General features: G+C 66.5%; 13 protein-coding genes. 6 read left to right on the forward strand and 7 right to left on the reverse strand.

Annotated elements, in window-relative coordinates:
• Positions 1 to 191: 191 nt before the first annotated feature.
• The gene (locus tag ABQF13_RS19465; protein WP_448394420.1) at positions 192 to 1,514 is read left to right on the forward strand and encodes an HNH endonuclease signature motif containing protein; all 1,323 of its coding nucleotides are present in this window, start codon (positions 192 to 194) and stop codon (positions 1,512 to 1,514) included.
• 71 nt (positions 1,515 to 1,585) lie between these two features.
• On the opposite strand, the gene ABQF13_RS19470 is transcribed toward ABQF13_RS19465, so the two are convergent.
• A complete protein-coding gene (locus ABQF13_RS19470) occupies positions 1,586 to 3,043 on the reverse strand; it encodes a flavin-containing monooxygenase (RefSeq protein WP_448394421.1) in 1,458 nt (485 codons plus the stop codon).
• A 78-nt stretch (positions 3,044 to 3,121) separates the two neighbouring features.
• On the opposite strand from ABQF13_RS19470, the gene ABQF13_RS19475 reads away from it, so the two are divergent.
• The 4 genes from ABQF13_RS19475 to ABQF13_RS19490 all read left to right on the forward strand — a co-directional run bounded on the left by ABQF13_RS19475 (position 3,122) and on the right by ABQF13_RS19490 (position 6,360).
• Complete coding sequence (locus ABQF13_RS19475) at positions 3,122 to 3,520, forward strand: NINE protein (RefSeq protein WP_448394422.1); 399 nt, start codon at positions 3,122 to 3,124, stop codon at positions 3,518 to 3,520.
• Positions 3,510 to 3,920, forward strand: coding sequence for a DUF2752 domain-containing protein (locus tag ABQF13_RS19480; protein ID WP_448394423.1), 411 nt, complete (start codon positions 3,510 to 3,512; stop codon positions 3,918 to 3,920). The genes ABQF13_RS19475 and ABQF13_RS19480 overlap by 11 nt, the downstream gene beginning before the upstream one ends.
• A gap of 116 nt (positions 3,921 to 4,036) precedes the next feature.
• Positions 4,037 to 5,455 (forward strand): pyruvate kinase, encoded by a 1,419-nt coding sequence (pyk, locus tag ABQF13_RS19485; protein ID WP_448394424.1) that lies wholly within the window; start codon positions 4,037 to 4,039, stop codon positions 5,453 to 5,455.
• Between the two features lie 8 nt (positions 5,456 to 5,463).
• Positions 5,464 to 6,360 carry an acyl-CoA thioesterase II gene (locus ABQF13_RS19490; RefSeq protein WP_448394425.1) on the forward strand — a complete coding sequence of 299 codons (897 nt, stop codon included), beginning with the start codon at positions 5,464 to 5,466 and terminating at the stop codon, positions 6,358 to 6,360.
• Between the two features lie 3 nt (positions 6,361 to 6,363).
• Here ABQF13_RS19490 and ABQF13_RS19495 read toward each other — a convergent pair whose 3' ends face one another.
• The 6 genes from ABQF13_RS19495 to ABQF13_RS19520 form a co-directional block, all read right to left on the reverse strand.
• The gene (locus ABQF13_RS19495; RefSeq protein WP_448394426.1) at positions 6,364 to 6,888 is read right to left on the reverse strand and encodes a DUF4190 domain-containing protein; all 525 of its coding nucleotides are present in this window, start codon (positions 6,886 to 6,888) and stop codon (positions 6,364 to 6,366) included.
• Entirely contained in the window at positions 6,885 to 8,369 is a 1,485-nt protein-coding gene (locus tag ABQF13_RS19500; RefSeq protein ID WP_448394427.1) for an ATP-binding cassette domain-containing protein, read from the reverse strand. Before ABQF13_RS19500 ends, ABQF13_RS19495 begins: the two co-directional genes overlap by 4 nt.
• On the reverse strand, positions 8,362 to 9,912 hold the full coding sequence (gene cydD / locus ABQF13_RS19505; RefSeq protein WP_448394500.1) for a thiol reductant ABC exporter subunit CydD: 1,551 nt from the start codon (positions 9,910 to 9,912) through the stop codon (positions 8,362 to 8,364). Before cydD ends, ABQF13_RS19500 begins: the two co-directional genes overlap by 8 nt.
• Positions 9,913 to 9,935: 23 nt before the next feature.
• On the reverse strand, positions 9,936 to 10,976 hold the full coding sequence (gene cydB / locus ABQF13_RS19510) for a cytochrome d ubiquinol oxidase subunit II (protein WP_448394428.1): 1,041 nt from the start codon (positions 10,974 to 10,976) through the stop codon (positions 9,936 to 9,938).
• 14 nt (positions 10,977 to 10,990) lie between these two features.
• Positions 10,991 to 12,448: a cytochrome ubiquinol oxidase subunit I gene (locus tag ABQF13_RS19515; protein WP_448394429.1), complete on the reverse strand. Its 1,458-nt coding sequence runs from the start codon at positions 12,446 to 12,448 to the stop codon at positions 10,991 to 10,993.
• Positions 12,449 to 12,510: 62 nt separating this feature from the next.
• Positions 12,511 to 13,137, reverse strand: a complete 627-nt coding sequence (locus ABQF13_RS19520; protein WP_448394430.1) for an HdeD family acid-resistance protein — start codon at positions 13,135 to 13,137, stop codon at positions 12,511 to 12,513.
• A 224-nt stretch (positions 13,138 to 13,361) separates the two neighbouring features.
• Here ABQF13_RS19520 and ABQF13_RS19525 point away from each other — a divergent pair, with 224 nt between their 5' ends.
• Positions 13,362 to 13,691, forward strand: a complete 330-nt coding sequence (locus tag ABQF13_RS19525; RefSeq protein WP_448394431.1) for a DUF732 domain-containing protein — start codon at positions 13,362 to 13,364, stop codon at positions 13,689 to 13,691.
• Positions 13,692 to 13,792 lie beyond the last annotated feature (101 nt).

Genomic DNA, 13,792 nt, shown 5'->3' on the forward strand with positions numbered 1-13,792 from the left:
AGGGTCGACGAATACGGTGCTGCGCCGCTTCCCGCTCACGTACGAGAAGTGTTGGTACACAACGGAACTGCATTATCACGCCGCTGCGTGTCGGGGCTGCCGCGCCGACCATCCCATCGCAGTACAGACCGCCACCTCTTGCGCGGACCGACTGGTCCGGTTTTGTCGGTAGGTGCTGTCATGATGCGGTTATGTCTTCGTCGACCGCATCTGATGCCGTGGAGTTGAGCTCCGTTGAGCGGCTGGATGGGTTGTTTGATGAGTTGGCGGAGTTGGCCGGTCAACGCAATGCCATTGATGGACGCATGGTCGAGATCGTGGCCGAGATCGACCGTGACCGGTTATGGGGATCGACTGGGGCGCGGTCGTTGTCGGGGTTGGTGGCCTGGAAGTTGGGGGCATCGACCAAAACCGCCACCACGATCACTGCGGTGGCTCAGCGCTGGGAAGAGTTCCCGCGCTGCACCCAGAGTCTGCGCGAGGGCCGGGTGTCGTTGGATCAGGTCGGGGTGATCGCCCAGTACGGCGGGGCGGGATCAGATGATCATTACGCGCAGTTGATCGAGTACGCCACGGTCAGCCAGTTACGCACGGCCACCAAGCTCGAACCGCCGCGTGACCCCAAACCCAAACGCGACTCCTACTACGACGCCGACCCCGACCCTGATGCCGAGCCGCAGCCCGCGCCGGTGCCCGAGCCGACGATTTCGAAGACCGTCGATGTGGATGGTTCGCATCGCTATCACATCACCCTGCCCGCGATCGAGGCCGCCAAACTCGACGCGGCGTTGCATGCCCATCACGAGGGGATGCTGGCCGATTGGAAACACGACCGCGACACCAGCGACAGCAGCGGCAGCGTTGAGCACCCGGGCCCGGAAGCACCGCCGATGCCGACGCTGGGGCAGGCGTTCGTGCATCTGGTGGAAAGCAGCTGGGATGCTGAGGCCGCGCGGCGCCCGCACGGGCAGCGCACCACCGTGGTCGTGCATGTCGATGTCAACGACCGCATCGCCTCGTTGCATCTGGGCCCGCTGCTGGCCGATGCCGATCGGCAATACCTGCTCTGTGATGCCAGCTGTGAGGTGTGGTTTGAACGAGACGGTCAACCCATCGGAGCCGGACGCAGCACGCGTTCGATCAGTCGCCGGTTGCGTCGGGCGTTGGAGTATCGCCATCCCACCTGTGCGGTGCCCGGTTGTGGGGCCACCCGCGGTCTGCACGCCCATCACATCCAACATTGGGAAGACGGTGGGCTCACCGAACTCGACAACCTGGTGCTGGTGTGTCCCCATCATCACCGGCTGCACCACCGCGGGTTGATCACCATCACCGGGCCCGCTGATCGCCTGACCGTCACCGACAGCGCCGGACGCACCATGAGCAACGCATCACTGGCGCGCCCACCCACCACCGCCGCACCCGCGGTGCCTCCATGCCCGGGTCCGACCGGTGAACGCGCCCAATGGTGGTGGTATGACCCCTACGAACCCCCACCCCAACCGCTGAACTAACATCCGTTCCGCCGATGCCCAAACCACATGCGGCGAAGGATTCAGGCCGCGCCGACTCGGCGAAGCGCCGGCTAACGCCCCGGGGTGACGTGGAAGTCGCGGTCGTCTGGCTCGCCGAGCATCGTGGCCATCGTCGCGCGGTCATAGGGCCAAAGATCGACGGTGCCTTCGTCGGTGAGATACCACGAGTTACAGCCGGTGTTCCAGACCGTCGGGCCCAGCGCGGCAGCGACGTCGTCGTTGAACTTGGTGGTTGCTTCCTCGGTGACCTCGACAGTGTCGATGTCGCCGTCGCGAAACCTCGTCAGCCACTGGGCGATATAGCGTGCGGTGAGTTCGGCGGAGTACTGCAGCAGGATTGAACCGGTCGGCGAATTCGGCCCGAGCACCGTGAAGAAGTTCGGAAAGCCGGGAATGGCCGTCATGCGATACGCACGCGGGCCCTTCGCCCACACATCGTCGATCGACACGCCGTCACGGCCCCGTAAGTTCATCGGCCGCATGTAGTTGTGCGCGTGAAATCCGGTGGCCAACACCAGCACATCCAGATCGACCTCGACGCCATCCGCCGTCCGAACACCACCTGAAGTGACTGCCTCGATAGGCGACGTCACCAACCGTGCGTTGGCAGCCCGCAACGCACGGTAATAGGAACCCGAGACCACCTGGCGCTTGCACAGCGGTTCGTAGTCCGGCGTCAGCCGTCGCCGCAACTGCGCGTCACGCACCTGAAAACGCAACGACGACCGCGCATATGCCTGAACAAGCCTCCGTCGCCAACTCGGCCGGGTGGTGACGTCGGCCAGAATTCCCGACCCCTGCAACAACACCTCGTACAAGCCACGGTTCAGCCCCGGCCGCCCAGTCAACAGTTTGCCCACCAACTTCGGTTGTCGCAGGTTTGTCGGCACCCACATCACCCATTGCGGGGTGCGCACGAAATGCGTGATTTCGGTCGCCTCGGGTTGCAACGCCGAAACGACCTGGACCCCGGTAGAACCATTCCCAATGACACCGATTCGGCTGCCGCGCACTTCGACGCGGTGATCCCAGCGGGCCGTATGCGCCACCTGTCCCTCGAACGTGGCCAATCCCGGTATCTGCGGCGTGTACGGATGATGCAGCACACCGGTTGCTGCGATCAGGAAGTCGGCGTCCCACCGTGTGCCATCACCTGCGACCACTCGCCAACCGGTCCCAGTGAACTCCGCGGCGACGACCTCGGTATTCAACCGGAGATACCGGTCAAGGCCGAACCGGTCGACGACGTCGCGCAGATACCGCTGGATCTCTGCCCCCGGCGCGAAGACCGACGACCAGTCCGGTTTAGGCGCGAACGAGAACTGATACAGCTGCGACGGCACGTCGCACGCCAGCCCGGGGTAGCGGTTCCAATGCCATACGCCTCCGACGTCGGCACCCTTCTCGAGGATGGTCATGCCACGAAAACCAGCCCGCTGCAGCGTCACTGCCGTCGCGATACCCGCGATACCGGCCCCGATGATGACGACCGTTGGTTCCCGGCTCATCGCTGCAACATACTTCCCGATCGAAAAGGTGGGTTTTCCTTACTTACTGGGCCGAACGGATTCTGGCATGCTGGCCCTATGACTGAGCCGCAGTTCGGTGGCAACGAGAACTCCAACCCGCCTCCGCCGCCACAGCAGCCGTATCCACCACCTGGCCAGTACGGTCGGCCACCAGGTGGCTACCCGCCCATCTACACCGACCCGGCCGCGCCGTTCGGGCGTCACCCGCTGACCGGTGAACCGCTTTCGGACAAGTCCAAGGTGGTCGCCGGCCTGCTGCAGTTGGTCGGGCTGATCGGGATCGTCGGCATCGGCCGCATCTACCTGGGCAACACCGGCCTGGGCATCGCCCAACTCATCGTGGGGCTTATCACCTGCGGTGTCGGTGCCGTCATCTGGGGCATCGTCGATGCCGTGCTGATCCTGACCGACAAGGTGCGCGATCCGGAGGGGCGTCCGCTGCGCGATGGCACCTAGCGCCACCTTCGGCCGGAAACGGACATATGGCGCGCTCGGGACGGGCGCCCTGGCGGTGGGCGCGCTGACCTATGTCGGCCTGGCCGACCCGCACCGCACCGACTTCTTCTTTCCCGCCTGCCCGTTCAAGGCGCTGACCGGGCTCGACTGCCCCGGCTGCGGCGGTCTGCGCATGACCCACGATCTGCTCCACGGCGACCTGGCCGCGGCCGCCGCCGACAACGTCTTCCTCCTCGTGGGCCTGCCGTTACTGCTGATCTGGGCGCTCGCGCGGTGGCGGCAGAATCGACCAGTGTGGAACATCCCCGTCGTCGTCCTCATCATCGTCACCACCGTGACCTGGGGGGTGGTCCGTAACCTTCCCGGTTTTCCGCTCGTCCCGACGATGCTCGACGGCTGACTGACCGACGCACGAAAGACACAGGCGCACTAGGGATTCACACGCCCGCACCGGACACACCCGCCGGGGGCGCGCAGCCCAGCATCTGAATCGATCAACGACTATGCTGAACAGTCGTGAGTAGACGCGGAAAGATCGTCTGTACGTTGGGGCCGGCCACCGCTTCTGACGAGGCCGTCAGGGCGCTGGTCGACGCCGGGATGGACGTCGCGCGGCTGAACTTCAGCCACGGCGGATACCCCGATCACGAAGCGAACTACAAGCGTGTCCGCGCCGCTTCCGACGCCTCCGGCCGCGCCGTCGGGATACTCGCCGATCTGCAAGGTCCCAAGATCCGGCTCGGCCGGTTCGCCGCCGGGCCGACCTACTGGGCCACCGGCGACACGGTGCGCATCACGATCGACGACCTGGAAGGCACCCAAGACCGGGTCTCGACGACTTACAAGCGGTTAGCCGAGGACGCCAAGCCAGGCGACCGGGTTCTGGTCGACGACGGCAACGTCGGCCTCGTGGTGGAAAGCATCGACGGCAACGACGTCGTGTGCACCGTCACCGAGGGCGGGCCGGTCAGCAACAACAAGGGCATGTCCATGCCCGGTATGAACGTTTCGGCGCCGGCGCTGTCCGAGAAGGACATCGACGATCTCGAGTTCGCGCTGCGCCTCGGCGTCGACCTCGTCGCGCTGTCGTTCGTTCGCTCACCCGCCGACATCGAGGTCGTGCACGAGGTGATGGACCGCGTCGGCAGGCGCGTCCCCGTCATCGCCAAACTGGAGAAGCCGGAAGCCATCGACAACCTCGAAGCGATCGTGTTGGCGTTCGACGCGATCATGGTCGCCCGAGGCGACCTCGGTGTGGAGCTGCCGCTCGAAGAAGTCCCGCTGGTCCAGAAACGCGCTATCCAAATGGCAAGGGAGAACGCCAAACCCGTCATCGTCGCCACCCAGATGCTGGAGTCGATGATCGAGAGCTCCCGTCCGACGCGCGCAGAAGCCTCCGATGTCGCCAACGCGGTGCTCGACGGCACCGACGCTGTCATGCTCTCGGGGGAGACGTCGGTGGGCAAGTACCCGCTGGAATCGGTCCAGACGATGGCCCGCATCATCTCGGCGGTCGAGGACATTTCGGTGGCAGCCCCGCCGCTGACCCACGTGCCGCGCACCAAACGCGGCGTCATCTCCTATGCCGCACGCGACATCGGCGAACGCCTGGACGCCAAGGCGCTTGTCGCCTACACGCAGTCCGGCGACACCGTGCGCAGGCTCGCGCGACTGCACACACCGCTTCCGCTGCTCGCGTTCACCTCGCTACCCGAGATCCGAAGCCAGCTGGCTTTGACGTGGGGCACAGAAACATTCATCGTGCCGCACATCCAGACCACCGACGGCATGATCCGGCACGTGGACCAGTCGTTGCTGGAACTGGGCCGCTACAAGCGCGGCGATCTGATCGTGATCGTCGCGGGAGCCCCGCCCGGCACCGTGGGCTCCACGAACATGATCCACGTGCACCGCATCGGCGAGGAGGACGTATAAAAAGGCCTGTGTCTTCCGACGAACCGTCCGCACGGGCAGTAGCCAGCTCAGCAGACTTCGACGAACTGCTGGCGATTCTCGACCTCAAACAAACCGACGAGAACCTCTACGTCGGCAAGCATCCCAGTAAGAACCCGGTCCGCACCTTCGGCGGCCAGATGATGGCGCAGGCTTTCATGGCCGCGAGCCGCAGCCTGAAGCATCTGACCCCGCCGAGCGCGCTGTCCGCGCACTTCATCGCCGGTGGCGACCCGCAGAAAGACCTCGAGTTTCACATCGTGCGCCTGCGCGACGAGCGCCGCTTCGCCAACCGCCGTGTCGACGTGATGCAGGACGGTCAGCTGCTGACCACAGCGATGGTGTCCTATCTGTCGGGTGGACGCAGCCTCGAGCACGGCATCAAGCCGCCCGAGCTGCCGGGCCCGCAGTCGGTGCCCCCGGTCGACGACCTGCTGCGCGGCTACGAGGACGTCGTACCGCATTTCGTCAACGCGCTGCGCCCGATCGACTGGCGCTACACCAACGACCCCACCTGGGTGATGCGCAAGAAGGGAGAGAAGCTGCCGCACAACCGGGTGTGGATGAAGGCGCTGGGCCAGATGCCCGACGACCCGGCCGTGCACGCCGCGGCGCTGGTGTACTCCTCGGACACCACGGTGCTCGACTCGATCATCACCACCCACGGGCTCTCATGGGGTTACGACCGGATCTTTGCGGTCACCACGAACCATTCGGTGTGGTTTCACCGGCCGATCCGTTTCGACGACTGGGTGCTCTACTCGACGTCGTCGCCGGTGGCCGCTGACTCCCGCGGCCTGGGCACCGGGCACTTCTTCGATCCGTCCGGTCAACTGCTGGCGACCGTCGTGCAGGAAGGTATCGTCAAGCACTTCCCGGCGACCTGATCGCTACGGGGTCGGGGTGACCGTGACGGAGAACTGGTCTTCGACGCGTTGTTGGAACTCAGTGGCGCATTGCTCGAGGGCCGCCTGATCATTGCCGGCTTGTGACACGCAGTCCAGGTAGTCGGTGCCGCCTGCCCTGTCGAATCCCCACACCAGCAAGGTGATCGCGGCGATCGCCTCGATGATGCTGAGGATGCCCAGGATGATGCCGGCCACGGCCATGCCGCCGTTGGTCGCCTCACCGCGCTTGGCTCGGCCCCAGCCGAGGAAACCGAAGATGATCGCCACGACGCCGAGCACGACGCCGAAGATGATCGACAGCAGCGCGACGATCGCGATCACCAGCGAGGCGATGCCGAAACCGTTCTTGGGGCCCGTCGGTGGCAGTGGGTAACCGCCGTAAGGCTGCTGTGGCGGCGGGGGCGGCGGATAGCTGCCCGGGTACGCGCCGTACTGGCCGGGTGCGGACGGCGGCAGAGTCGACGGCGGGGTCGGCGGCGGCGTCTCGGGTCTGTCCGGTTCGCTCATACCGACGAGGCTACCCCGGGCATGTCGAGGTTAAGGACGCGACAGCGAACATCTTTGGGCAGATGGTGGGTCGCGACGACGACGGTGCGGTCGGCGCCGAACAGCCCGCCCGGGGTGAGCAGCGCGGTCAGTATTTGCTGACCGCTGTCGGCATCGAGATGTTCGGTGGGTTCGTCCAGCAGCACAGTCGGCGCCGCGCAGATCAAGGCGCGGGCCAACAGAAGCCGTCTGCGCTGTCCCGCGGACACCGCGGCCGCACCGCCGACCAGCACGGTGGACAACCCGTCGGGCAGCCCCTCCAGCCAGTCCCCAAGGCCGACGCGGCACAAGGCGTTTCGCAGCTCGTCGTCGGTGGCATCACCGCGGGCGACCAAGAGATTGTCGCGCACGGTGGTCGCGAACATGTGCGCGTCCTCGGCGAAAAATGCGGTTTCTGAGGGATTTTCGGCCATCGCCATCAGCAGCGTCGTCTTTCCTGAGCCGCTGGGGCCCAGCACCGCCAGCCGGGAGCCCCGTGGCAGTTCGATTGGAGTGACCGGTGGGCGCACGCGGTCGACCGGCGTGGTCAACTCGGCCAGCCGGCGTGCGGCGATGCGCGAACGGGTCAGCTGCACGGCTGCGGCGGGCAGCGCGGTCGTCGCCTCGAAAGCCGACAGCGGCAGCAGCATCAGGATCGCCACCGTCATCGGCGCGACGGTATCGGCGATCGCGATCGCGGCCACGACCGCGCCGAGCACGCTGAGCCCCACCGCGGCCGTGGGCGCCGCCGCAGCAACGGCACCGGGTGCGGCCGCCCGGTCGGTGTGGTGACCCCAGTCCCGGTGGCGGCGGCCCGCTTCGGCGATGACATCGTCGAGACGCCCGCCGACCCGAAGCTCCGGGGCATGCTCGAGCGCGAGCATCACCGCGACATCACGGCCGGAATGATGCTGTGCGGCAACTGCTTCCGCGGCCGCCGCGGCGCGCGCAGCGGCCCACGGCGCGACGACGCCCGCGACGAACAGGCAGATCGTCAACACGGCCGCCGCCGCAGGCGAGATGACCGCGATCACCGCCACCGCCGTCACCGAGAGCACCGCGGCCACGGCGATCGGCAGCACCGCCCGCACCAACACATCGGCCAACTCGTCGACCGAGCCGCCGATCCGGGCCACCAGCTCACCGCTCGGGAGCCGCGACGCCACACCGGTCGGCGCGTCGGCCAGCCGGCGGAACAGGGTTTCGCGGACGTCGGCGGCCGAGCGTAAGGCGGTGTCGTGTGACGCCAGCCGTTGGCAGTAGCCGAGCACGCCGCGGGCGATGCCCAGCGCGCGGACCGCGACGACGGCGACCGTCAGATGCAGCACCGGCGGCATCTGCCACGCCCGGGTGATGAGCCATGCGGAGATCGCGGCCAGCGCCAACGCGCTGCCCAGCGACAGCACCCCCAACATGGCCGCCAGCACCAGTCGCGGAAGTCGGGGCCGCAGCAGCTCAAGCATCGACGAGGCTTCCCATGCGCAGCACCCGGTCGCCGATCGCGCAGACGGTCTCGCGGTGGCCGACGACCAGCACGGTGGCTCCCGCCCGGGCCCGTGCCACGATGGCGTCGAGCACGCGCGCCTCCATGCGGGCGTCGAGGTGCGAGGTCGGCTCGTCGAGCAGCAGCACGGGCGCGGGCGACCCCAGTGCCCGGGCCAGCCCGAGCCGCTGGCGCTGGCCCAACGACAGCCCGACGCCGCCGCGGCCGAGCATGGTGTCCAACCCGTCGGGCAGCGAAGCGAGTACCTCGTCGAAGCCCGCGTCTTGGCAGGCGGTCTGCATGTCGCGCAGCGGCCCGAACAGCTCGAGGTTGTCGCGCACGGTGCCGGGGATCAGCACCGGGCGATGCGGCAACCACGTCACCTGCCGCCACCAGTTCTGCGGCGCGAGGTCGGCGACCTCGGTGCCGTCGACCAGAACCCGTCCGGGATGCAGTCCGAGGACCGTCTCCAGCAGCGTGCTCTTGCCGATGCCGTTCGGGCCGGTGAGCACGGTGACCCGGCCCGGCTCGACGGCCGCGTCGAGCACATCTAGATGGATGGTGGCGCCGCGCGCCGACACGGTGCGGGTACCCGGGGCTCGGCGCGGCAGCGTGTCGAGGAGCCGAAATGCCTTGTCGGCAGCGGTCTTACCGTCCTGGGCGGCGTGGAACTCCACCCCGACGCGGCGTAGCGGCCAGAACACTTCCGGCGCCAGCAGCAACGCCGTCAACCCAGCCGTCAGCGTCATCTCGCCGAACACCAGCCGCAGCCCGACACCTACCGCGACCAGCGCCACCCCGAGCGTGGCGAGCAGTTCCAGCACCAGCGCGGACAGGAACGCCATCCGCAACGTGGACATCGCCGAACGCCGGTGTGCCGCACCGAGTTCAGCGATACGTTTCGCTGAGCCACCGACCCGCCCGAGCGCGCGCAACGTCGGGATCCCGGCCACCAGGTCCAGCAGCCGCGATTGCAGGGTGGTCATCGCGGCCAATGCCGCCGCCGAGCGGTCCTTGGTCAGCAGCCCGATGAGCACCATGAAGATCGGGATGAGTGGCAGCGCGATCAGCACGACGACCGCCGATGGCCAGTCGTACACGGCGATCGTCAAGACCGCGGCCGGGGTGAGGATGACCGCCAGAAACACCGCGGGCACATATGCGGTGAGGAACGGACGCAGACCGTCCAGGCCGCGGGTGATCACCGCGGCGACGGTGTCGCGTTCGGCGGCGAGTCGGCGCGATGGCAGATCAGTAACGGTGCGCAGCACCTGATCGGACAGGTCGGCAATCACCGCCGTCGCGCCGGCTTGCGAAAGGCGCCCCTGCTCCCACTGTGCGAGCGTGCGAAACAGCCAAAGCGCCAACAGAATTGCCAGCGGGCCGGTCCAGTGCGACAGTGACCGCGATGCGGGGTCGGTGACCACACCGGCCACGATGCGGGCCAGCACCACCGCCGACCCGATGGTCGCTGCCGCGATGACGACCCCGCAGGCCACCGACAGGGCCAGGTAGCGGCGCATCGCCGCCGAAGCGCGCACGAGGTTCACGGTGAGCGCCTGGTCAAACCGGCCGGCGCCGGGATGTGTTCGGCGGAAACCCGTCGCCGGAACACCCAATACGTCCACCCCTGATACATCAGGATCAGCGGTGCAAACGCCAGCGCGGCCCAGGACATGATGGTCAGCGTGTACGGGCTAGACGAAGCATTGTAGATCGTCAAGCTCCAATCCGAGTTCAGCGCCGATGGCATCACGTTCGGGTACAGCGCGCCGAACATCAGGACCACCACCGTCGCGACGACGAAGGTGGTCGACGCAAAGGCCCAGCCGTCGCCGGTGCCGCTGACCATCCACAGGATCGCCGCCACCAGGGCCACGACGGCGATGGCCAGCACAATCCAGGTCCAGTTCTTGCCGCGCGCCAGTTGGGTCCACAACCCGAAACCGCCCACCGCCGCCGTCACCGGCAGCGCCAACAACCTTGCGAAGTGCAGCGCGTCATCGCGCAGCGCGCCACCGGTTTTCAGCGCGACGAACGATGCGCCGTGCAATAGGAACAGCCCGCAAGTCGCCAACCCGCCGAGCAACGTGTAGGCGTTGAACAGGTCGCCGAGCGAAAGGCGCAGCTGTTTGTCAGCGTCCACGGGCAGCCCCTGCAGCAGCGCGGCGAACACCACACCCCACAGGATTGCGGGCACCCACGAGCCCGCGGCGATGCCGACGTCGGCCCATCGCTGCCATACCGGATCGTCGATCTTGCCGCGCCACTCGATGGCGACCACCCGCAGGATCATTGCCAGCAGGATCGCCAGCAGCGGCAGATAGAACCCGGAGAACAAGGTGGCGTACCAGTCCGGGAACGCGGCGAACATCGCGCCGCCCGCGGTGATCAACCACACCTCGTTGCCGTCCCACACCGGGCCGATGGTGTTCAATGCGGCGCGACGGTGTTGTTCGGGGTCGCCCTTGGCGACGCGGCCGAACGGGCCCATCAGCATGCCGACGCCGAAGTCGAAACCTTCGAGGACGAAGAAGCCCAGAAACAGCCCGGCCATCACGACGAACCACAGTTCCTGCAGCCACATGTGCCGTCACCTCCTCAGTACGCGAACGACAGCGGCGCCACGTCGTCGTCCTCCGGTGAGTGCGGCGGTGCCGGTTCAGCGTCGTGTTCGGTGGGTCCTTGGATCACGTAGCGGCGTATCAGCCAGAACCAGATCACCGCCAGCACCCCGTACACCACGGTGAACGTCGCCAACGACGCCACGACCATGCCGACCGAATGTCCCGAGACGCCCTCGGCGACGGTCAATCTGATCATCTGGTCGCCGGTCGGGTTGGGCACCACGACCCAGGGCTGGCGGCCCATCTCGGTAAATATCCAGCCCGCGCTGTTGGCCAGAAACGGCGTCGGCAGGGTGGCCAGCGCGAACCGGGTGAACCAGGGGGACTGCGGGATTCGGCCGCCGCGAGTGAACCACAGCACGGCAAGCGCGAAAAGCGCCGGGACTGCGAGCAATCCGATCATGGCGCGGAACGACCAGTACGTCACGAAGAGGTTCGGCCGGTAGTCGCCGGGGCCGAACTTCTCCTGGTACTGCTCCTGTAGGTCCTTGACGCCTTCCAGGTGTACCCCGGAAAACGTGCCCTCCGCCAGGAACGGTAGGACGTAGGGCACCTCGATCAGGTGTACGACGCTGTCGCAGTTGTTGTGCGTGCCGACGGTCAGGATCGAGAAGTACGGGTCGGTTTGACTGTGGCACAACGATTCTGCCGAGGCCATCTTCATCGGTTGTTGTTCGAACATCAGCTTGCCCTGGATGTCTCCGGTGAAGACGAGGCCGGCGCTGGACACCAACACGACAAGGCAACCGAGCACGGCGGCCGGCCGGTAGAGGGTCTGCGCGTCAGCCGTCGGCCCCTGACGATGGGTTCGGACCAGCCACCACGCGCAGACGGCTGCGACGAACGTTCCGGCGGTCAGGAAGGATCCGAACACCGCGTGGGCGAACGCGGCGATCGCGGTGTTGTTGGTGAACAACGCCACGATGCTGGTCAGCTCGGCACGACCGGTGTCGGGGTTGACCCGTGCGCCGACGGGGTGCTGCATCCACGAGTTGGCGGCGATGATGAAGAACGCCGACATGTTCACCGCGATGGCCACGACCCAGATGCAGGCCAGATGGACCAACCGGGGCAGCCGGCTCCATCCGAAGATCCACAGCCCGATGAACGTGGACTCGAAGAAGAATGCGGCGAGGCCTTCCATGGCCAGCGGAGCGCCGAAGACGTCGCCGACGAAGCGGGAGTACTCGCTCCAGTTCATCCCGAACTGGAACTCCTGGACGATGCCGGTGGCCACCCCGAGGGCGAAGTTGATCAGGAACAGCTTGCCGAAGAACCGGGTCAGCCGATACCAGGCCGGGTTGTCGGTGATCAGCCATGCGGTCTGCATGACGGCGATCAGCGGCGCCAGCCCGATAGTCAGCGGCACGAAGATGAAGTGGTACACGGTGGTGATGCCGAACTGCCACCGCGACACATCGAGCGCGTCCATCTGCCCTTCTTTCGTGGCTGTGCAACCAGCCTACGACAGGGCGTAGTAGACGTCAGCGTGTGTTAGGTCACCGGTGTCTCTGCCTCGGGCGTCTGGGTCTCAGGCGCCGTGGCCTGGGGTGACGGCGTTTCGGTGTCCTGGTCCTTCGAGGCCTTGCGGATGGCGAACGCGGAAACCACCTCGAACACACCTAGGACAACGAGCCCGATCCCGGCAACCAGGGTCAGCGCCGCGAGCGACGGGAACGGCAGTGCCAACAGGATGACGCCGGCGATCAGGTTGAGCACGCCGATGAAGATCTCCCATGCGCGGCCGGGCAGGGTGGGGTCGCTGATCGCCGACACCGCGGTGGCCACACCACGGAAGATGAACCCAATACCGATCCAGATCGCCAGCAGCAGGATCGACTCCTGCAAGCTGCGGAAACACAACACCGCCAGGATCAGCGCCGCGGCGCCGCTGACGAACAACAGCACCCGCCCGCCGGCCGAGATGTGCAAGCTGAACGCGAAGATCACCTGCGCAATACCGGCAACCAACAGATACGCGCCGAAGAAGATCGCCGCGATGATGATCGTGATTCCCGGCCAGGCGAGGATCAGCACGCCGAGGATCAGGGCGATGACGCCGGAGAGCAGCGTCGACTTCCAGAGGTGTTGCGACAGGTTGGGTGGGGCTGGGCTTTCCATGCGCGAAGTCTGGCACAAAGCAGCATCCAAAGACCTGCTTTCCCGCACCACCGACCCGCAGATTGACGCTTGCGCAAATCTCTCCACGCGTCGCGCGCAAACGGTGTGACATGCACACTGGAGACTAGTGTTCGGCCGCACAGTGCGTATTCGGTACGATGATCAACCACCAGCAACCGTTTGAGCACAGTCACCTGCCGCAACCGAGCAAACGAGGAGTGATGATGACACGGACCGTCCTGCGCCGGGGCGCCGCCGCAACGGTGGCCGCTTTACTCGTTGCGACAGGCGCCGGGCTGGCCGTCGCACCCGCGCACGCCGGCGAGAAGGACGACCAGTTCATCGAGTACCTGGACCAGAAGGGCGTGCCGTACTCCAATAAAACGGAGGCCATCCGCGTTGCCAAGGACTTCTGCCTGGCGCGGACGAGGCAGAACGCACCCAAGTGGCGCGCGGCCTACCACCTCGCGAACGATCAGGGCTGGACCGAGACCGAAGCCGCCCACTTCGCCGAGGCTGCGATACCGACGTACTGCCCGCGAGTCTGGCAATAGGCGCGGGTCCGAGTTCTCCTGCTCCCGCCTTAGCTCTCCACTACTGTTCCGTTACCGGTCTTGCAAACCGGTTCCCGGGAGGCAGAAAGCCGAGGGTGAAG

Source organism: Mycolicibacterium sp. XJ879, from assembly GCF_053483935.1.